We start from the raw sequence: 20231 nt of genomic DNA, 5'->3' as shown, positions 1-20231 counted from the left end.
GGGGGGTGGGTGTCATTCTTCTCCCCACCCCGGGGGGGGGGGGGGGGGGGGGGCGCGGCGGGGGCCCCCCCGCCCCCCGCGGGGGGGGGGCGGGGGGGGGGGGGGGGGGGGGGGGGGGGGGGGGGGGGGGGCCCCCCCCCCCCCACCCCGCTCCTCAATCGCCGGAGGGGCTCGGGTGCGGGATCAGAAGAACGTGCGGATGTAGTCCGTGACCGTCCCGTCCGCCCGCACCAGCGGGATCAGCTGCCACTTGTCGAAGCTGGTGCACGGGTGCGAAAGGCCCATCCCGACCCAGTCCCCGACCTCCAGCCCGGTCCCCTCCCCGGTCTCCACCCACGCGTGCTGGTCCGACAGCTTGGTGACCTCGATTCCCGTGGCGTCCCGCACGGAGCCGTCCCGGCCCGACCGCACGACCTGTGCCTCCGGCAGGTCGAGGTCGTACGCAGCGTCCCGCTTGCCCGCGTTGAGGAACGCCTGCCCGGGGGCCGGGCGGGAGACGACCTGCGCCCACAGCCGGAAGGCGGGCTGCAGCGCGCCCTCCTCGGGGACCCGGTTGAACGGCGTCACATCGCGGTAGTGGCCGTCGTCGTGCGAGACGTACGCCCCCGAGCGGAGCAACTTGAGTACGGGGCGCGACAGTTCAGGGATCCCGGCGAACACGTCCGCCACCGCGTCGAACCACGCGCTGCCGCCCGCACTGATCACGACCGGCTCATCGGCGTCCAGCGCCGCGAACCGCCCCTCAGCGTCGAAGGCCACGGCCAGTGCGACGAGCCGGCGCAGCCAGTCCCGCACCCGCTCGCCGGACGCCTCCGGCACCTCGCCCTCGTAACCGGCCAAGCCCACCAGGCGCAGGCTTCCGGCCGCGGCCACCGCGTCGGCGACCGCGGAGCAGTCGGCCTCGGTACGGGCACCCGTGCGGGCGCCCTCGCCCGCGCCGAGCTCCACGACGACGTCGACCGGGCGGGAGGCGCGGGCCGCCCGCAGGGCCTCGTCCATCAGCTCGACGCCGCGCACCGAGTCGACGTAGCAGACGAACCGGAAGCCGGGGTCGGCGTCCAGCTCGCCCACGAGCCACCGCAGCGCGGCGGCGTCGACGAGCTCGTTGGCGAGGAAGATCCGCTGGATCCCGTACGCCCGGTAGACCCGCGCCTGATGGGGCACCGCCGCGGTGATGCCCCACGCGCCGCGCTCCAGCTGGCGGGCGAACAGCTGCGGGGACATCGACGTCTTGCCGTGCGGGGCGAACGCGAGACCGTGGCGCTCCGCGTACGTCTCCAGCAGGGTGAGGTTGTGCTCGACGGACTCGGCCGACAGGGCGAGCACCGGGGTGGTGAACCCGCCGGTGAAGAGGTTGCGCCGCTCGGCGGCCAGCGCACCGACGGTCAGCCCCTCCGCGTCGGGCGGGAGCGCCTTGAACCGGTGGTCGACCCGCTCGTCGGCGAGTCCGGTCAGTCCGGCCAGTCCGGCCACGGGACGGTCGGCAGCCATGGGTGCCTCCTCGATCGAAATAGGTCGTGTCCAGGCTCTGTCAGTCGCCTGCCAGGCGTCTGTGAGTCGCCTGTACTGTATTGCGTTGCAACATATGCAACACCCATTGCGTATATCGCTCAGGGTTGTCTAACATCCGAGCCGATGCCCGGTCAATGGTGAGAGCCGGTGCCGCCCCCAGACCAAGAGGAGCCCCCGAGTGTCCGGAACCCCGGCCAGGACCGCCGCCGACGCCGCGACCACTGATGTCGTGTGCCTCGGCGAGTCCATGGTGACGTTCCTGCCCTCGCAGCCGGGACGCCTCGCCGACGTACCGTCCTTCGGCCGGGGGATCGGGGGCGCCGAGTCCAACGTCGCCTGCGCGCTCGCCAGGGCGGGGCACCGGGCGGCCTGGGTGAGCCGGGTCGGGGCGGACGGCTTCGGCGACCACCTCGTCGACGCGATCTCCGCCTACGGCGTCGACACCTCCGCGGTGCGGCGCGACCCCGCCCGGCCCACGGGCATCTACTTCCGCACGGCGACGGACCGCGCGGCCGACGTCCACGAGGTGGCGTACTACCGGGCCGGATCCGCGGCCTCCGCGATGTCGCCCGCCAACGTCCCCCGCGAGGCCCTGCTCGCCGGCCGGATCCTGCACCTGTCCGGCATCACGGCCGCGCTCTCCGCCGACTGCCTGGCGCTGCTGCGCGAGCTGACGGCCCCGCGGCCCGCCCGCCCGCTCGTCTCCTTCGACGTCAACCACCGGCCGGGACTGTGGCGGGGCGGCGACGCCACCCCCGGCGTCCTGCTGGAACTCGCCCGCGGCGCGGACCTCGTGTTCGTCGGGGAGGACGAGGCGGAGGAGGCGTGGGGGATCACGGCCGGGGCCGAGGCGATCCGCGAGGCCCTGCCGGAACCGGCCGTGCTCGTCGTGAAGCGGGGCGCGGACGGGGCCACCGTCTTCTCCCGCCCCGGAGCCCGAGGGACCGACTCTCAGCCCGACACCGTCACCGACGTCCCCGCCCTCCGCGTCGACGTCGTCGCGCCCGTCGGCGCCGGTGACGCCTTCGCGGCCGGATTCCTCTCCGCCACCCTGCGCGGACTGCCCGTCCGCGACCGCGCCCGGCACGGTCACCTGATGGCCGCCGCCGTCCTCACCGTCCCCGGCGACCTCACCGACCCGCCCGCCCGCGACCGGGCCGACCACCTCGCGGCCCTCGACGACGCCGCCTGGGGGAGACTGCGTCTCGGCCCCGGCTGGACGGGGGACGACACGGAGGTACGCAGTACATGAGTCAGACCGTCGACCGGGCGCTGAGCATCCTGCCGCTGCTCGCGCAGGGACCCGCCGACCTCGGACAGGTGGCCGAGCGGCTCGGCGTCCACAAGTCCACCGCGCTGCGGCTGCTCCGTACGCTCCACGAGCACGGACTCGTCTACCGCCAGCAGGACCAGCGCTACCGCCTCGGTGCCCGGCTCTTCGCGCTCGCCCAGGAGGCCGTCGAGAACCTCGACGTCCGGGAGATCGCCCACCCGCACCTCGCCGAACTCAACGAGAACTGCGGACACACCATCCATCTCGCGGTGTACGAGGAGAACGAGGTCCTCTACATCGACAAGGTCGAGAGCCGCTACCCGGTACGGATGTACTCCCGGATCGGCAAACCCGTCGCGATCACCGTCGCCGCCGTGGCCAAGCTGCTGCTCGCCGACCTGACCGAGCCGGAACGGCGCGCCGTCGCCGAGAAGCTCGACTACCCCATGTACACGTCCCGTTCGACCCCCGGCGCCGGCGCGTTCCTCAAGGAACTCGCCGCCGTACGCGAACAGGGCTGGGCCACCGACCTCGGCGGCCACGAGGAGTCCATCAACTGCGTCGGCGCCCCCATCCGCGGCGCCGACGGGCGCGTCGTCGCCGCCATGTCGGTCTCCGCACCGAACGTGGTCGTCACGGCGGAGGAACTCCTCACCCTGCTCCCGCTGGTCCGGCGCACCGCCGACACCATCAGCCGGGAGTACTCCGGCACCACCCGACCCAAGAAAGCCTGATCAGCGATGACCGACAAGACCGCACTCACCCCGAGCACCCACACCACCCCGCCCGCGAGGTTCTCGCACGGAGTGAAGAAGGGGAACATCCTCCAGGTCGCCGGCCAGGTCGGCTTCCTGCCCGCCGTGGAGGGCCAGGCACCGACCCCGGCCGGTCCCACCCTGCGCGAGCAGACCCTCCAGACCTTCGCCAACGTCAAGGCGATCCTGGAGGAGGGCGGCGCGAGCTGGGACGACGTGATGATGATGCGCGTCTACCTCACCGACGTCGACCACTTCGCCGAGATGAACGAGATCTACAACACCTACTTCGGCGAGCAGAACCTCAAGGCCGCCCCCGCCGCCCGTACGACGGTCTACGTCGGACTGCCCAAGGGCCTGCTCATCGAGATCGACGCCCTCGCGGTCCTCGGCTGACACCGGCCCCAGCCGCGCCCCGCACCACGCCGTACGGCACGGCGCCCCGCACCACCGGGGCGCCGTGCCGCGCTCCTCCCATGCCCGAAGCCCCACGCCCCATGCCCGAAGCCTCATGGCCGACAACGGAGTTACCCATGCTGCTCGCCGCGAGCCCCCCACCGGTCGGGACACCGCCCCACACCGGTGGACTCCTCCTCCTGATAGACGGCACGGCCGGTCTGCTGACCGTCGCCGTACTCGGAATCGCCCTCCTCCTCTTCCTGATCATCAAGGTCAGGCTGCAGCCGTTCGTCGCGCTGCTCGCCGTCTCCATAGCCGTCGGCCTGGGCGCCGGACTCTCCGTCACGGAGCTGTTCGGCACGGTGCAGAAGTCCGCCGCCGTCTCCGTCATCGAATCCGGCATGGGCGGCATCCTCGGCCATGTCGCGATCATCATCGGCCTCGGCACGATGCTCGGCGCGATCCTCGAGGTCTCCGGCGGAGCCGAGGTGCTGAGCGCCCGGCTGCTGAACCTCTTCGGTGAGAAGCGCGCCCCGCTCGCCATGGGTCTGACCGGTCTGATCTTCGGTATCCCGGTCTTCTTCGACGTCGGCATCTTCGTCCTCGCGCCGATCGTGTACGCCGCCGCGAAGCGCTCCGGCAAGTCGATCCTGCTGTACGCGATGCCGCTGCTGGCGGGTCTGTCCATGACCCACGCGTTCCTGCCGCCGCACCCCGGCCCGGTCGCCGCCGCCGGCCTCTTCCACGTCTCCCTGGGCTGGGTCATCCTGATGGGCGCCGTCGTCGGCATCCCGTCCGTACTGGCCGCCTGGGGATACGCCGCCTGGATCGGGAAGCGGATCTTCGTCGAGGTCCCGCAGGACATGGTCGAGGCCGCCGCGGAGGCCAAGGCCGCCGTCGTCGCCGAGCAGCGCGCCGCCGGAGTCACCCCGCACGAGGCCCCGGTCGGGCTCGGCACCGTACTCACGATCATCGGCACCCCGCTGGTGCTGATCCTCGCCGCGACGTTCTCCTCCATCGCGCTGGACCCCTCCACGCTCCGCTCGGTCGTCGAGTTCTTCGGCAACCCGTTCGTCGCCCTGACGATCGCGCTGCTGCTCGCGTACTACCTGCTCGGCATCCGGCGCGGCTGGTCGCGCAAGTCCCTGGAGTCGGTGTCGACCTCCTCCCTCAAGCCGGTCGGCAACATCCTGCTGGTCGTCGGCGCGGGCGGGATCTTCGGCGCCGTGCTCAAGAGCAGCGGGATCGCGGACGCGCTCGCGGACACGTTCAACGACGTCGGCCTGCCGGTCATCCTGCTGGCCTGGCTGATCTCCGCGGTGCTGCGCATCGCCCAGGGTTCCGCGACGGTCGCCATCGTCACCACCGCGGGCATCGTCGTCCCGCTGGTCGAGGGCCAGGGCATGTCGCAGCCGCACCTGGCGCTGATCATCATGGCGATCTCGGCCGGTTCGATCATCGCCTCGCACGTCAACGACGGCGGCTTCTGGATGGTGTCGAAGTACTTCGGCATCTCGGAGCGCGACACCCTGAAGTCCTGGACGGTGCTGGAGACGGTCCTGTCGGTGGCGGGCTTCGTGGTCGCGGCGCTGCTGAGCCTGGTGATCTAGCGAGCGTGACGGCCCCTGACACGCAGCAGCGCCGCCGGGGGAGCGGCGGCGCTGCTGGTCATGGACGCTGGTCCTCGGATGCCGGACCGCGGACGGTTACGGCAGGCCGTGCACGTGCGGGCCGACCGCGTTCGACCAGGCGTTGCCCGACTTGGCGTCCCAGTTGGTCGACCAGGTCATCGCGCCGCGCACCCCGGGGTAGGTCTTCGACGGCTTGAAGGTGCCGCAGCCGGTGCCCTTGGCCAGGCAGTCCAGGGCCGCGTTCACGACCGAGGGGGACACGTAGCCGCTGCCCGCGCCACTGGTGGAGGCGGGGACGCCGAGGCCGACCTGCGACGGGTCGAGGCCGCCCTCCAACTGGATGCAGGCCAGCGCGGTGAGGAAGTCCACCGAACCCTGCGAGTAGACCTTGCCGTCGCAGCCGAGCATCGAACCGCTGTTGTAGTACTGCATGTTGACGACGGTCAGGATGTCCTTGATGCCGAGTGCCGTCTTGAAGTACTCACCGGCGGTGGACTGCATGTCGATGGTCTGCGGTGCCATCGTGATGACGAGACCGGAGCCCGCCTTCTGCGACAGCGAGCGCAGCGCCTTCGTCATGTAGGTGGAGTTGACGCCGTTCTCCAGGTCGATGTCGACACCGTTGAAGCCGTACTCCTGGATGAGCGAGTAGACGGAGTTGGCGAAGTTGGTCGCGGACGCGTCGCTGTTGACCGAGACCGAGCCCTTCTCGCCGCCGACCGAGATGATGACGTTCTTCCCGGCCGCCTGCTTCGCCTTGATGTCGGCCTTGAACTGGTCGACGGTGTAGCCGTTGAGACCCGCCGAGTCCAGGTTGAAGGTGACGGCACCGGGCGTGCTCGTGGCGTCGGCGAAGGAGACCGCGATGATGTCGTAGTTCGCGGGCACGTCGCTGAGCTTCTGCACGGTCGCGCCGTTGTTGAAGTTCTGCCAGTAGCCGGTGACCGCGTGCCTGGGCACCGAGGTGGACGGGCCACCCGGGTCGGTGCCGCCGCCCCCGACGGCCGTACGGCCACTGACGGACGAGGACTTGACGGACTCACCGGCCGCGTTGGTGGCGGTCACCGTGAACTGGTACGCGGTGTCGGCCGCGAGCCCGGTGACGGTCGCCGAGTTGCCGGTGGCGGTGGTCGCCTTCGCGCCGTCCTTGTAGACGGTGTAGCCGGTCGCGCCGGACACCGCGCCCCAGGACAGGGAGACGGAGGACGACGTGGTCGCGCCGACCGCGAGACCGGCCGGGGCGGCGGGGATCGACGGGCCGGGGTCGGTGCCGCCGCCGCCGTCGGGGCCGCTGACCGAGACGTCGTCGACGAAGTAGGCCGCCTGGCCGTACCAGCCGTGCGTGTACACGGTGACCGAGGTGGTGCTCGCCCCGGTCTTGAAGCCGGTCGAGAGCTGGGACCAGCCGCTGGAGTCGGGGGTCCAGGTGGACACGTCGGTGGTTCCGGTACCGCTGACGCCCAGGTAGGCGTACCCGCCCTGGACCCAGGAGCTGAGCGCGTAGGTCGAGTTGGGCTTCACGGCCACGGTCTGCGTGCACTGGGCGTTGTCCTGGCCGGCCGGGGTCGCCTTGAGTGCCGAGGTGCCGCCGTGCACGGGGGAGGAGACGATGGCGCCGGAGCCACCGGAACAGGTCCAGTTGGCGAGACCGGACTCGAAGCCCGCGTTCTTGGCAACGTTGATGTCGGCGGCCTGCGCGCTGCTGACGAGACCGGTGACGCTCAGGGCGCCCGCGGCGACGACCGCCACGGCGGCGCCCAGTCCCTGGCGGGTGCGGCGCCGTCTGCGGCTGGTGACGGGGGAACGTTCCACTTGCTGCCTCCGTGGGGGAGTTGGTAAATGGCGGGGGAGCGACACGGGGATGTCGGGGGTGTGGAATCGAGGAACGGTGGCCACCGCTGGCCGATAAACTGGTCCAGACCAATCGAGTTGTCAAGACCTCTGGCAGCGACGGGTACACGAGCCGTCGCCCCGGGTGCGTCACGCGGGCCGCGCACGAACAGTCGGTGCGCCGTCCGCGCGCTATCTGCACAGGGTCTGCACGGCGCGTGCACACGTCGTCCGTGCGTGGGCGGCAACCGGCGGTCCGGGGCGGATGTCCACTCGCGGGTGATGTGGGCAACATGGCCTGTCGGTAACCGTTTTCGGCCATCCAGTCACGGCGCGAACATGCCAAAATCTGCATTGACGTGGGTAAATGAATTTCAGCGGACGGAAAATGGGAATGTCTGGCAGTAACCCTCCGCAGTGGTGCAGAAGTTAACAACTATCGGTTTGGTCCGATTTCGTACGGGGGTGCCGGGTGGCTGATGCAGGGGTGTTGCCGTACCGGGTTCCGCTGGGTGTTCTCTGCCGTGTAGGACGCGGTTAAAGTGCTGGAGCAGAAGCTGAGGCAGAAGCACGGAGCAGGAGCGATTGCGGCCGACGTCTTGGCGACGCCGGCCGGAGCCGAACGGGGAACAGCGTGCCGACCGCAATAGCAGTGACCAGTGCTGATCTGGTCCTACCGCCGACCGATCAGCAGACGCCGACAGCGGCCCTGCTGCAGGCGCCCGATGCCCAGGCGATGGACCTGGCGATCGGTGACATGCACGTGCTGCTGGAGCAGCACGGGTACGTGATCGCCGTGTATCCGACGGGCATCGCACTCGCGCACGAACGGCGACTTCACGCCGTTCGGTCCGTGCTGGAGAGCGATCGCATCGCGCTGCTCAAGGTGGATCTGCCGCCACTGGGCGTCGCGGTGCTGGTGCGGCAGTTGCGGCAGCTGTCCATCTGCGACTTCAGCCCCGGAGTGGTTGCCTCCTCTGCGCGGCTTCTGTCCCATTACATCCACGCGGGCGCCCTGATGAGCTCGGTGACCAAGCTCGACCGCGTCCCCGTCAGCCTGAAGACGCACGCCAAGTCCTGGGTGCCCGGCTCCCAGTTCGCGGTACTCGCGGGACCGAACCCCCAGCTGATCAAGATCGGCCCGACGGCGGAGCCCCTGGCGGGTCCGGAGTTCGGTACGCATCTGCTGGTCGCGAAGGGGCAGTTGCAGTCCGAGTGGGTACAGCAGACGCTGGCGCCCGCCTGGAAGGTCCAGGCGATTCAGGATGCAACGCTTCCCGCCGATTCCTCCCGATGGTGGGGAACCGGGAAGTTGATCGAATTCGCCGCCTATCTTCCGGATATCTCCGTCCTGTACCAACTCGTGTCCTCAGTAAGACGAGAGACCTGTCACTGGTGCGGAATGGAGCTGATCGGCGACCGATGCGGGTTCTGTTCCTCACCGCTTCCCGCCACCGAGAACCGAATGCCGTCGTCCGGTGTCCTGAACCATGGAGCGCCTGCACCGCCACGGTCGTAGCAACCGCGGATTCCTCCTCCGCGGACGCCCTCGCGGTCCGGACACTGTCCGTGCCGCACACCCGGCTCAGCCCGCTCTCCAGACAACAGCCCGAACAGCCCGAACAGCACCCACACCCCCCGCGCATTCTTCTGTCCGCTGCCCCACGCATCCGACCCGAACGAGGTTGTCCGGCCCATGAACTCCCGCCAGCGCCGCGGCGTGATACTCCTGCTCCTCTCGGTCCTGTGCGCCTTCGGCGCCTTCGCCGGAGTGCTCTCGGTGATCAGCGACGTCAACTCGAAGGTCGGCCCCGAGGTCTCGGCCTACAAGCTGAAGAGCAACGTCGCACCCTTCACCAACTTGACTCCGGACAAGTTCGAGAAGGTCTCGATGCCGAAGCGGTGGCTCTCGACCAACGCGGTGACCGACCTCTCCGAGGTCAACGGCAAGATCGCCCTCACCACACTCAAGGAGGGCTCGCTCCTCCAGTCCGACATGATGGAGTCGCGCCCCGCCCTGCAGCCCGGTGAGCAGGAGATCGCGATCATGATCGACGCCGCCACCGGCGTCGCGGGCAAGATCACCCCTGGCGCCACGGTCAACGTCTACGCGACCTTCGCGGGCGAGGGCCAGGACGGCCGTGCGCAGTCCAAGGTCATCGTCTCCAACGCGAAGGTGCTGGAGGTCGGCAAGCTGACCGCCCTGGACCCGAGCAGCGACGGCAAGGGCAGCCAGGCCACCGAAGCCGTTCCGATCACCTTCGCGCTGAACACGCTCGACACCCAGCGCATCGCGTACGCGGAGTCGTTCGCGATGCACGTACGCCTCGCGCTCATCGCCAGTGGCAGCGACAGCTCCATCCGACCGGGCGACCGCACCTACACGCTCGACAAGGACAAGTGAGGATTGGATGACCACGAGGATCCTCCCGGCCGTCGGTGACGCCGACGCGGCCAGATCCGTCACCACTCTGCTCAGCCAGCTCCCCGACGCGGAGCCGGCGGCTCCGGTCGGTGACTCGACACAGCTCATCGACACGCTCGCCCGCCTCGCGGGCGAGTCGCTCGACGAGCTGCCCGAGGTCGTGCTGGTCCACGAGCGGATCGGTCCGGTGCCGGCCCTGGAACTGATCCGGGAGGTATCCCTGCGCTTCCCCGCCGTCGGGGTCGTGCTCATCACCGCCGACGCGAGCCCCGGCCTGTTCTCCGCGGCGATGGACTCCGGCGCCCGTGGCCTGGTCACGCTGCCGCTGAGCTACGAGGAACTCGTCAACCGGGTCCAGTCCGCCGCCCAGTGGTCCGTCGGCGTACGCCGGCACCTCGGCTCCGGCGGGGACGTCTTCACCGGGCCCGGCGGCACCGTCGTGACGGTCAGCGGCGCCAAGGGCGGGGTCGGCGCGACGGTGGCCGCCGTGCAGCTGGCCCTCGCCGCCCAGGCCTCAGGCCGGACCGTCGCGCTGGTCGACATGGATCTCCAGTCCGGGGACATCGCCTCGTACCTGGACGTGCAGTTCCGCCGGTCCATCGTCGACCTCGCGGCGATCAGCGACATCTCGCCGCGCGTCCTGTCCGACGCGGTGTTCAGCCACAGCACCGGAATCGCGCTGCTCCTCGCACCCGGCGAGGGCGAGCGCGGCGAAGAGGTCAGCGACCGGGCGGCCCGGCAGATCGTCAGCGCACTGCGCTCGCGGTACGAGATCGTGGTCATCGACTGCGGCGGCCAGATGAACGGTGCCAACGCCGCGGCCATCGAGATGGCCGACACCGCGCTGCTGGTCACGACCCCGGACGTGGTCGCGGTGCGCGGCGCGAAGCGCATCGTACGGATGTGGGACCGGCTCCAGATCCGCAAGGCGGAGGAGACGACGACCCTCGTCAACCGGTACAACCGCAACACCGAGATCCAGCCGCCGCTGATCCAGAAGATCACCGGCACCAAAATCGCGAGTACGGCAATTCCCGCTAACTTCAAGGAACTTCAGAGCGCCGTCGATGCGGGCCGTATGCACGAACTCGACTCGAAGAGCATCGTGAAGCAGGCACTCTGGGCTCTGGCGGGCGAGCTCGGTCTGGTGAAGACACCGGACCGGGCCGAGAGCGGGTCCAAGGAACGAAACGACCGAGGCTCGATCGGCCGCCCGCGCAGGCGCGGCGACTCCACGGGCCGTGGCAAGACCGACTGAGGGGGCAGGTTGATCCATGGCAACCATGGAGATGGCGGAAACAGGCATAGGCAGGAGGCGTGACCGCGACCGCGGACAGACCGCGATCGAATTCGTCGGGGTCACGCCACTGATCATCCTGCTGCTGGTCGCGCTCTGGCAGTGCGCCCTGATCGGCTACACGTTCAGCCTGGCCGGCAACGCGGCGGACGTGGCGGCGCGGGCGGGGAACGGCGCACAGTGGAACTCGGAGGCCGCCTGCATGCGGGCGGCGAAGAAGGACCTGCCCGACGCCTGGCAGACCGACAACATCAAGTGCACGCCTGAACGTGGCCTCTACCGGGCCACGGTCAACCTCGACGTACCCGTCCTCGTACCCGGCATCCTCGACTTCGGCCCGACGATCAAAGGCAACGCAGCCTCGGCGAAGGAGCGCTGACCCATGACCGCGAACAAGCGAAGGTCCGCTCGCGACCGAGGCCAGGTCGCCATCGAGTACATGGGGTTCATCCCCCTGCTGCTGCTGGTCGGCCTCTGCGCCATCCAGCTGGGCATCGCCGCGTACGCCACCAACCAGGCGGGCACCGGTGCCCGCGCGGCAGCGCGTACGGCCGGTCAGGACCGGCCGGAGCTGTGGCCGGAACAGGCGGGCAGGTCCGCCATGAGCGACTGGCTCACCAAGCAGAACCACACCACCTTCCGCCACCACTCCGGCGACGGCACGGTGACCTACACCGCCAGAGTCAAGGTCCCCTCGATCATCCCGTGGATGCAGGACGCCTTCGGTTACGCCGAGCGCAGCTCCACCATGCCCCGCAAGTGACCGCGTCCCCCCACACCGCACCACCGGCACGCCGGACCTAGGAGTCAGCAAAATGAGCCTGCGGGCACGCATCACCGCCCCCGAGGAGCACGGTGGGGGGCGGGAGGACGGCCACATGGTCGCCTCCTACCGGGCCAAGCTGCTCGAGGAGATCGACCTCGCGGAGATGTCCTCGCTGGCCGCCGCCGACCGGCGGGCCCGCCTGGAGCGCGTACTCGGGCACATCATCAGCCGCGAAGGGCCGGTCCTCTCGACCCTCGAACGCTCGCAGCTGATCCGCCGGGTCGTCGACGAGGCCCTCGGCCTCGGCATCCTGGAACCCCTTCTCGAAGACGCGTCCATCACCGAAATCATGGTGAACGGACCGGACCAGATCTTCGTCGAGCGCAGCGGCAAGGTCGAACAGCTCCCGATGCGCTTCGGCTCGCACGAGCAGCTGATGCAGACCATCGAGCGCATCGTGTCGACCGTCAACCGGCGGGTGGACGAGGCGAACCCGATGGTGGACGCCCGTCTCCCCAGCGGTGAGCGTGTCAACGTGATCATTCCGCCGCTCTCGCTGACCGGTGCGACGCTCACCATCCGACGGTTCCCGAGGGCCTTCACCCTCCAGGAGATGATCGAGTTCGGCTCGCTGGACGAGCAGATGCTGATCCTGCTCTCGGGCCTCGTCCAGGCCAAGCTCAACATCATCGTCTCCGGTGCCACCGGCACGGGTAAGACGACCCTGCTCAACGCGCTGTCCGGACTGATCCCGAACAACGAGCGCATCGTCACCATCGAGGACTCCGCCGAGCTCCAGCTCCAGCAGAACCACGTCATCCGGCTGGAGTCCCGCCCGGCGAACGTCGAGGGCAAGGGCCAGATCAGCATCCGCGACCTGGTCCGCAACTCCCTGCGTATGCGCCCCGACCGCATCGTCGTCGGTGAGGTCCGTGGCGGTGAATCGCTCGACATGCTCCAGGCGATGTCGACCGGTCACGACGGGTCCCTCGCGACCGTTCACGCGAACAACGCCGAGGACGCGCTGATGCGTCTGCAGACCCTCGCCTCGATGTCCGAGATCAAGATCCCCTTCGAGGCCCTGCACGACCAGATCAACAGCGCGGTCGACGTGATCGTCCAGCTCACCCGGTTCGCCGACGGTGGTCGAAAGATCACGGAGATCGCGATCCTCGACTCGCACGGCCGGGACCACTACCGCATCGTCAGCGTGGCCCGCTTCATCCCTCAGCCGATGGCCGCCGACGGTCGGATCTACGGCCAGTTCCAGTACCTTCCGCTTCCGCGCAAGATCGCCGAGCGCCTCTACATGGCCAGTCAGCCCATTCCCCAGGCGTTCGGCGTCGCCTCGTCCGACGAACAGCTCGCCACCCGAGAGGCCAAGTAGGTACCGCGCCATGACCAATCTCCCCCTTCTCACGATCGGCGTCACGCTCATCTGCTGCGTGCTCGGCGTCATGGGCCTGCACGCGTACTCCGGTGGCAAGGCCGACCGCGACGCCCTCGTCGACCGCCTCTCGCACACCGGCCAGATAGAGACCGTAGGACGCCACCGCCGCTTCCGAGGTATCGACCGCAGGCTCCGCAAGACCGGCCTGGGGCGCAGGATCGAGCTCAAGCTCGCGGCCACCGGGCTGGAGATCACCCCGGGCGAGTTCTTCGTCTACGCCCTGGTCGCCATGGCGGGGCTCTGGCTCACGGCCTCGTCGATCCTGGCCAACTTCTTCGGTCCCGTGGCCGCTCTGATCGGGCTCTGGGGCACCAACGCCTTCCTGAACTGGCAGCGGACCAAGCGCACCGACCGCTTCATCAACCAGCTCCCCGAGCTCTCCCGCATCCTCGCCAACGCCACCCAGGCCGGACTGGCGCTGCGGACCGCGCTGGCGATGGCGGCGGACGAGCTGGAGGCCCCGGCCGGTGAAGAGCTCGCCCGGGTCGCCCGCCGCCTCGGCGTCGGCGAGTCGCTCGACGACGCTCTGAGCGAGCTGACCGAGCGGCTGCCGTCCCGCGAACTCGTCGTCCTCGTCACGACCCTCGTCCTGTCCAACCGGGCCGGCGGTACGGTCGTCAGCTCCCTGCGCAACCTCACCGAGACGCTGGAGGAGCGCAAGGAGACCCGGCGCGAGGTCAAGACCCAGCTGTCGCAGGTGACCGTCACGGCGTACGCCGTTCCGGGCTTCGGCTTCGGCGCGATGCTCCTGATGAACGCCGTCATGCCGGGCGCACTCGACCGCATGACCGGCGCCCTGGTCGGCCAGGCCGCAGTCATCGTCTCGCTCATCCTGTACGCGATCGGGTTCATAGTGATCCGCCGCCTGTCCCGTATCGACGTCTGAGGGGAGGAGCGGACATGGACCTGTTGCTCGCACTCGTTGTAGGTCTCGCTGTTTACGGAGTGATCGCCGGCATCCGGATGTACCGGGCCGACGCCAAGCTCCCCGGCGATCTCGCCATCGCCCTGGAGGTCGGCTCCACCCGCACCAGCGCGGTCGGCTCCGGCATCGACCGGATGGGCATGCGGTGGGCCCCCGCCGTGCTCAGGATGATGGGCCCCAAGTCGGTCAACAAGAAGCGCCGTCAGATCGACATGGCCGGTAACCCCGGCGGGCTCACCATCGACCGGTACGCCGCCCGCCGGGCCGTCTACGGGGCGCTCGGCGGGTTCGGCGCCCTGTCGATGCTCATGCGCGGCCAGCTCTTCTTCGCCATCCTGCTGCTCGGCTTCGGCGCCTTCTGGGTCGAGGTCGGCATCTGGTCGGCCATCCGGGTCCGCAAGGACCACATCGAGCGCACGCTCCCCGACTTCCTCGACGTCCTCGCGGTCGTCGTGTCGGCGGGCCTCGGTTTCCGCCAGGCGCTGGAACGCGTCGCGGAGAAGTACGAGGGCCCGTGGGCCGACGAACTCCGCATCACCCTGCGCCAGATGGACATGGGCGTCAGCCGCCGTCAGGCCTTCGAGGAGCTCCGCAAGCGGAACGACTCGGAGCAGGTGGCGATGTTCGTGACGACACTCCAGCAGGGCGAGGAACTGGGTGCGCCGATCGTCGAGACGCTGATCCAGATCGCCAACGACATGCGCCGCACGGATGCCCAGAACGCCCGACGGAAGGCGGCCAAGGCCGTCCCGAAGGCGACCTTCGCGGTCACCTCCTTCCTGCTTCCGGGCACCCTGGTGCTGCTGACGGTCGGATTCGTGTACGGGGCCAACGTCGACTTCTCGTTCCTCGGCGGATGACACGCGTGACGGGGATGATGAGCATCACGAGCAGGGGGAGGTGACAGGCGCATGGCATTCCAACTCAGCGACTCACAACCGGGACTGACGAGCGAGGTGCGCCAGGCGCTGGCCAATCCGGGTGCCCAGCCGGCCTTTGCGATCCAGCTCAACGCGCTCCAGGCCATGTGCCGTCAGGTCTTCGGGTTCCGTCTCGCGATGACGGCCATGGCGACACCGTTCGCCATCGCCCGCACGGCACCCGGCGTCGCGACCTGGCTGATCGGCGCGGCCATCCTCGTCACCTTCATGGGCTCCTACGTCCTGTTCCGGGACTGGGAGCGCTTCGGCCCGGTCTTCCTGCGCCACCGCTGGCTGCTCGGCGTCGACGCGTTGTTCGGCGCGCTGCTGCTGATCACCGCGACGCCGGAATCGACCCTGGCGTACGTCACGGTCTGTACGCCGCTGCTCGCCGGGCTCGTGTACGGGTGGCGGGGCGCGGCGGTCTTCGCCGCGATACAGACGCTGATCATCTTCGGGGTGTACGGCACCGACACGAAGCTGGAGGCAGGCACCGCCACCGCGCTCCTCCTGCCCGGGTTCTGCGTGATCGCCGGCGCGGTCGGCGTGACCCTGCGCAACCTGCTGCTCCGCTTCGGAACAGCGAGCCAGGCTCTCACCGAGACCCGGGCACGGCTGGCCGTGAGCGAGGCCGTGGAGCGCGAACGCACCCGGCTGGCACGGGAGATGCACGACTCCGTGGCCAAGACCCTCCACGGTCTGGCACTGGCGGCCGACGGACTGGCCGGCTCGTCCGACCGGATGGACCCGTTGACCGTCAAGCACCAGGCCGAGCTCGTCGCCCGGTCCGCCCGCCGCGCGGCGGCCGAGTCACGTGAGCTGCTCTCGGACCTGCGACGCGAGTCGGGACTCGACGGCGGCGTGGACGTGGTGGAGGAACTCCGCGCCCGCGCCGACGACTTCACCCGCCGGCACGGCCTCACCGCCGGATTCCGGCTGCTCAACGAGACCCCCGTCCCGCCCGTTCCCCAGGTGGTGGCCCGGCAACTGCTCACCATCGCGTCCGAGGCGATGGAGAACGCCGGCCGCCACGCCCATCCCACGTACCTCGTCGTCCTCGCGGGGGTGAAGGGCGAGGTCCTGCGGATCAGCGTGTACGACGACGGGCAGGGCCTCCCCGCGGGCACCACGCTCGACGACCTCAAGCGGGCCGGCCACTTCGGGCTGGTCGGCATGGTCGAACGCGCCGCGTCCATCGGCGCACGCATCCGGATCGGCAAGGGCAAGGCGGCCACGGGCACCGAAGTACGCCTGGAGCTACCGATGGCGGCCCTGTCCCAAGCACCACCCGCACAGCAGTTCAACTGACCCGCTCCACACCGTCCCCCCCCCACAGATCTTGAGAGGAGGTCGCAGAATGCCGGACGACGTCTCGCGCGCATCGGGCCAGAACTGGGCCGCAACGCACCACGCCTCCCAGCACACGTCCCCGCATGCCACGCCCATCAATTCCGAATCCAGTTCCCCAGGGTTCCCCGTCCCCCAGCAGACCGCGGCATCCGGAGCCATGCCCGCCTTCCCCTCCGCCCCCGACGTTCCCGCCCCCGGCCCGCTGCGGGTCGTCGTCGCCGACGACAACCCCGTGGTCCGGGCGGGCCTGAGCGTCCTGCTCTCCGGCCGCGACGACATCGACGTCGTCGCAGAGGCCGCGGACGGCCGGGAGGCCTACGACATGGCCGTGCGGCACCGCCCGGACGTCGTACTGCTCGACGTCCGGATGCCGGGTGTCGACGGCATCTCCGCCCTGCCCCACCTGGTCCGGGTCGCGCCGGTGATGATGCTGACCTACAGCCGGGAGAACGAGATCGTCCACGAGGCGCTCCGGCTGGGCGCGGGCGGCTATCTGGTCCACGGGGAGTTCACGGCGGACCAGCTCGTGCAGGCCGTACGTGACACGAAGAGCGGCCGGGCCCACTTCACCGCCACAGCGGCGAACGCACTCCTGGCCCACATGCGGCAGGGGCCCGGATCGCCGGGCGGCCCGCTCCCGGAGGGCCTGGGCGCGGCGCTGACCTCCGGCGTTCCCTACCAGCAGCCCGGTTACGACGGTCACGGCCCCGGGCCGTTGCAGCAGTACGATGCGTATGCACATTTGCCCTTTCCCGAAGTGGCCCCACCTGGGACGCGACCGGTAGGACAATCCCAGGGTCTTTCGCATCTGCAACCAGGTGTGGGACAGTCTTCGGTGTCCGGGGCTGTCGGCGCGCCTCCTGACAGGCGGCAGTACGGGCTGAGTTCACGGGAGGTGGAGGTCATGGAGCTGATCGCGTCCGGCATGAGCAATCGGCAGATCGCCGCCACGTGCTTCATCAGCGAGAAGACGGTCAAGAACCACATCAACCGCATCTTCACCAAACTGCACAGCGGCAGCCGCAGCGAGGCCATCGCCCGCTGGCTCGGCACGGCGTCGGCTGCGGTTCCTGGTGCACAGGGGGACAGGTAGTCATGGCTGACCGGGGGAACGAACGAGACGTGGTGGGCTCGGTCCAGGGGGCCCAGCCCGCGAAGCCCAGGGCCCAACTGCTGGATTGGGCCCGGGAATGGGCCCTGGGGCCCTCTGGTGGGCATGGTGTTCCGCCGTATGTTTCTCATATCGCAAACGGCACCGGCCAGGAGGAAGCCGGTTACGGGAGCGAGAACGAAGGAACGTGCGAGTCGGCCGGCAGTCGGTCGGCCGAATCTGGAGGGGAACACCATGTCGAACATCACCCTGAAGTCTGCCGTCCGCGTCAACGGCTGGGCCAACACCGCCATCTCGAAGATCCAGAAGCGCTACGAGACCGCGGACCGCGGCCAGACGGCCTTCGAGTACCTCGGCATCATCCTGGTGGTCGTCGCGATCATCGGTGGCATGGTGGCCTCGGGCATCGGCGGCGCGATCACGACTCGTATCACCGGCCTGGTGGACTCCATCACTGCTGGCTCGTGATCGATCGTCGCCAAAGCGACCGAGGGCAGGCCTTCCCCATCTACATTGTGATGGTGGCGGGCCTGCTCTTCCTCGCGTTCGCTTTCTTTGCTGTCGGTCAGGCCTCCGCCACACGTAATGGCGCCCAGGGTGCTGCGGACGCTGCCGCTCTCGCTGCCGCTCAGGAAGCCCGGAAGGACCTCGGAGTGCCGTTCCTCGCCGCTCTGCGGACACCGGACGGTCTCACCGAGTTCTTGGCGAATCATCGGTACTTCAGAGCTGGATGTTCGGACGCGCAGCAACTTGCATCCGCCAATCGTTCGGACCTCTACACCGATGACCCCGTCCGCCGGCCTCGTTGCCGCTGGGACGAGGGATTCCTCCAGGACAAGGTCACGGTCAGCGTCAAGACCCGTTACACGGTGGGCTCCTCGGTGATCCCCAGCACGAAGACCAAGCACGCCACGGCCACGGCCACTGCCGTGATCGAGTTCCGGTGTTCGCCGAAGCTCAAGGACGTGCCGAGTGCTGACCCCGACCCCGGCTCCGATGACGAGGGCGACAAGGACGACAAGCCGGATCTGCCGATCTCCACTCTTGATTGTGCCGGGGGCGGTCTTGATATCGACCCTGCCCATCCGGAGCTGTGGGCGGACGTGGCCAAGACCATCTTTGCCGTGCACTTGATCGACGACTGACAGCGAACGACGAGTAAAGGAATCTGAACCCATGAGCATTCGGCGCACCACGAAATCCCGAAGGGTAGTGGCGGCTGCCTCTATGGCAGCTGTTCTGGCCCTGGTCGTCACCGGGTGCGGTGGTGACGACGGCGGAACCGCAAAGGATCCGGGATCGTCGTCCGCCAAGCCCTCGGATGGGGACAAGGGGGCGAAAGAAGACACTGCTGCTGGGGATCAGGTGGACCAGAATGCCAAGCTGGCTCAGGTCAACGGGCGTGATGGGCTGACACTCGTCGTCAACGAAGTCAAGCGTGACAGTGGCGGCTTCGTGACCGTCAGTGGCGTGATTAAGAACGGCGGAGACGGCATTCGCAGCGGCGGCCAGTGGGCGGGTACTGAGAGTGCCGTCCTGGCGAAGAATCCCAACTCCGTAGCCGGTGCGACCCTTGTCGACAAGGTCGGCAAGAAGCGTTACTACATTCTCCGGGACACGGATGGACGGTGCCTCTGCACCACTGGACTGTCGGCAATTCAGCCTGGAAAGTCCGTCTCTGTCTTCATGCAGTTCCCGGCGCCGCCGGAGACAAGCACCGAAGTCGATTTCACGCTACCGACGTTCGCCACCGCCTCGCTGAAGATCTCTGAGTGATGGCCAATATGAACAGCATCCACACACGGCACAGGCGAAGCGGTCTCGCAGGTCGGGCCGTAGCTGTCGCAGTACTGCTGGCCGGAACCACGGTGTTCGGTGCGACAACAGCCCTGGCGGACGACGGCCCGAGCGTTCCTCCGGGCACGGAGGCCTCGTCCGAGCCGCCCGTGAAGCTGGACAGCAACGACCCGGACCTCAAGATGCCGGACGGCGGCACCCTCGCGCCGGGCAAGGTCCTCGACATCATCCAGGTCGTCGAGGACGAAGGCGGCGACGAACGTCGCGAGGACACGAACGCGGACATCAAGTTCGCGCTCCAGTCCGAGGTGCTCTTCGGTAAGGACAGCGCCAAGCTGAGCTCCGCCGCCAACTCCCGCATCGCGGCCATCGCCGCCGAGATCAAGAAGCAGAACGCCTCGAAGGTGCGCGTCTTCGGCTTCACCGACAACCTCGGCTCATCGGCACACGGTGACGTGCTCTCCAAGCAGCGTGCCGAAGCCGTGCACGGGGTGCTGGAGAAGCAGGTGGGCTCGTCCATCACGTTCGAGATCCGCGGCTACGGCGAGCAGTACCCGATCGCCAGCAACGCCACGGAAGAGGGCCGGAAGAAGAACCGCCGCGTGGAGGTCTCCTTCCCGCGCGGCAGCTCCTCCTGACCGGACCTGCATAGGGGCCTGTTGTGGGGTCTCAGGGCTCGCTGCCTAATCTCAGCGAGCTCTGCACGGCGGCGGCATTTGTGCCGCCGCCGTGAGACCCGCAGGTTACGCGGGTGCCGTGACGGTCGACGTGAGCAGAGCCTCCATGCTTC

At 69.0% G+C, this 20231-nt stretch carries 20 protein-coding genes; 18 read left to right on the top strand and 2 right to left on the bottom strand.

Annotation, left to right across the window (positions count from 1 at the left end):
- Window positions 1–183: 183 nt before the first annotated feature.
- The gene (locus AB0I52_RS30190) at window positions 184–1491 is read right to left on the bottom strand and encodes an amino acid deaminase (protein ID WP_363077979.1); all 1308 of its coding nucleotides are present in this window, start codon (window positions 1489–1491) and stop codon (window positions 184–186) included.
- A gap of 199 nt (window positions 1492–1690) precedes the next feature.
- Here AB0I52_RS30190 and AB0I52_RS30185 point away from each other — a divergent pair, with 199 nt between their 5' ends.
- The 4 genes from AB0I52_RS30185 (at window position 1691) to AB0I52_RS30170 (ending at window position 5549) form a co-directional block, all read left to right on the top strand.
- Window positions 1691–2764 (top strand): sugar kinase, encoded by a 1074-nt coding sequence (locus tag AB0I52_RS30185; protein ID WP_363077977.1) that lies wholly within the window; start codon window positions 1691–1693, stop codon window positions 2762–2764.
- Window positions 2761–3519 carry an IclR family transcriptional regulator gene (locus tag AB0I52_RS30180; RefSeq protein ID WP_363077975.1) on the top strand — a complete coding sequence of 253 codons (759 nt, stop codon included), beginning with the start codon at window positions 2761–2763 and terminating at the stop codon, window positions 3517–3519. Before AB0I52_RS30185 ends, AB0I52_RS30180 begins: the two co-directional genes overlap by 4 nt.
- Before the next feature lie 6 nt (window positions 3520–3525).
- Window positions 3526–3936 carry a RidA family protein gene (locus AB0I52_RS30175; protein ID WP_363077973.1) on the top strand — a complete coding sequence of 137 codons (411 nt, stop codon included), beginning with the start codon at window positions 3526–3528 and terminating at the stop codon, window positions 3934–3936.
- A gap of 137 nt (window positions 3937–4073) precedes the next feature.
- Window positions 4074–5549 carry a gluconate:H+ symporter gene (locus tag AB0I52_RS30170; protein ID WP_363077971.1) on the top strand — a complete coding sequence of 492 codons (1476 nt, stop codon included), beginning with the start codon at window positions 4074–4076 and terminating at the stop codon, window positions 5547–5549.
- A 96-nt stretch (window positions 5550–5645) separates the two neighbouring features.
- Here AB0I52_RS30170 and AB0I52_RS30165 read toward each other — a convergent pair whose 3' ends face one another.
- Entirely contained in the window at window positions 5646–7382 is a 1737-nt protein-coding gene (locus tag AB0I52_RS30165) for a glycoside hydrolase family 18 protein (protein WP_363077969.1), read from the bottom strand.
- Between the two features lie 670 nt (window positions 7383–8052).
- Between AB0I52_RS30165 and AB0I52_RS30160 the strand changes: the two genes are divergently transcribed.
- The 14 genes from AB0I52_RS30160 to AB0I52_RS30095 all read left to right on the top strand — a co-directional run bounded on the left by AB0I52_RS30160 (window position 8053) and on the right by AB0I52_RS30095 (window position 20079).
- Window positions 8053–8919, top strand: a complete 867-nt coding sequence (locus tag AB0I52_RS30160; protein WP_363077967.1) for a hypothetical protein — start codon at window positions 8053–8055, stop codon at window positions 8917–8919.
- A gap of 177 nt (window positions 8920–9096) precedes the next feature.
- The gene (cpaB, locus tag AB0I52_RS30155) at window positions 9097–9804 is read left to right on the top strand and encodes a Flp pilus assembly protein CpaB (RefSeq protein ID WP_362965945.1); all 708 of its coding nucleotides are present in this window, start codon (window positions 9097–9099) and stop codon (window positions 9802–9804) included.
- A 7-nt stretch (window positions 9805–9811) separates the two neighbouring features.
- Entirely contained in the window at window positions 9812–11083 is a 1272-nt protein-coding gene (locus tag AB0I52_RS30150) for an AAA family ATPase (RefSeq protein WP_363077965.1), read from the top strand.
- Window positions 11084–11099: 16 nt separating this feature from the next.
- Window positions 11100–11501 (top strand): TadE family protein, encoded by a 402-nt coding sequence (locus AB0I52_RS30145; RefSeq protein ID WP_363077963.1) that lies wholly within the window; start codon window positions 11100–11102, stop codon window positions 11499–11501.
- 3 nt (window positions 11502–11504) lie between these two features.
- Window positions 11505–11885, top strand: a complete 381-nt coding sequence (locus tag AB0I52_RS30140; RefSeq protein WP_363077961.1) for a TadE/TadG family type IV pilus assembly protein — start codon at window positions 11505–11507, stop codon at window positions 11883–11885.
- 52 nt (window positions 11886–11937) lie between these two features.
- Window positions 11938–13275, top strand: coding sequence for a CpaF family protein (locus AB0I52_RS30135; RefSeq protein WP_363077959.1), 1338 nt, complete (start codon window positions 11938–11940; stop codon window positions 13273–13275).
- Between the two features lie 10 nt (window positions 13276–13285).
- Window positions 13286–14224: a type II secretion system F family protein gene (locus tag AB0I52_RS30130; RefSeq protein ID WP_363077957.1), complete on the top strand. Its 939-nt coding sequence runs from the start codon at window positions 13286–13288 to the stop codon at window positions 14222–14224.
- Between the two features lie 14 nt (window positions 14225–14238).
- Window positions 14239–15123 (top strand): DUF5936 domain-containing protein, encoded by an 885-nt coding sequence (locus AB0I52_RS30125; protein ID WP_363077955.1) that lies wholly within the window; start codon window positions 14239–14241, stop codon window positions 15121–15123.
- 51 nt (window positions 15124–15174) lie between these two features.
- Window positions 15175–16491 carry a histidine kinase gene (locus tag AB0I52_RS30120; protein ID WP_363077953.1) on the top strand — a complete coding sequence of 439 codons (1317 nt, stop codon included), beginning with the start codon at window positions 15175–15177 and terminating at the stop codon, window positions 16489–16491.
- Window positions 16492–16540: 49 nt separating this feature from the next.
- Window positions 16541–17626 carry a response regulator transcription factor gene (locus AB0I52_RS30115; protein ID WP_363077951.1) on the top strand — a complete coding sequence of 362 codons (1086 nt, stop codon included), beginning with the start codon at window positions 16541–16543 and terminating at the stop codon, window positions 17624–17626.
- Window positions 17627–17878: 252 nt separating this feature from the next.
- On the top strand, window positions 17879–18112 hold the full coding sequence (locus tag AB0I52_RS30110) for a hypothetical protein (protein WP_363077949.1): 234 nt from the start codon (window positions 17879–17881) through the stop codon (window positions 18110–18112).
- Window positions 18109–18789: a pilus assembly protein TadG-related protein gene (locus tag AB0I52_RS30105; protein ID WP_363077947.1), complete on the top strand. Its 681-nt coding sequence runs from the start codon at window positions 18109–18111 to the stop codon at window positions 18787–18789. The genes AB0I52_RS30110 and AB0I52_RS30105 overlap by 4 nt, the downstream gene beginning before the upstream one ends.
- A 31-nt stretch (window positions 18790–18820) precedes the next feature.
- The gene (locus tag AB0I52_RS30100) at window positions 18821–19420 is read left to right on the top strand and encodes a hypothetical protein (protein ID WP_363077945.1); all 600 of its coding nucleotides are present in this window, start codon (window positions 18821–18823) and stop codon (window positions 19418–19420) included.
- Between the two features lie 8 nt (window positions 19421–19428).
- Window positions 19429–20079: an OmpA family protein gene (locus tag AB0I52_RS30095; RefSeq protein WP_363077943.1), complete on the top strand. Its 651-nt coding sequence runs from the start codon at window positions 19429–19431 to the stop codon at window positions 20077–20079.
- The last annotated feature ends 152 nt before the right edge of the window (window positions 20080–20231 follow it).

This window comes from Streptomyces sp. NPDC050423, from assembly GCF_040655445.1.
Lineage (GTDB): Bacteria > Actinomycetota > Actinomycetes > Streptomycetales > Streptomycetaceae > Streptomyces.
This window is presented reverse-complemented; position numbering and strand designations above follow the sequence as displayed.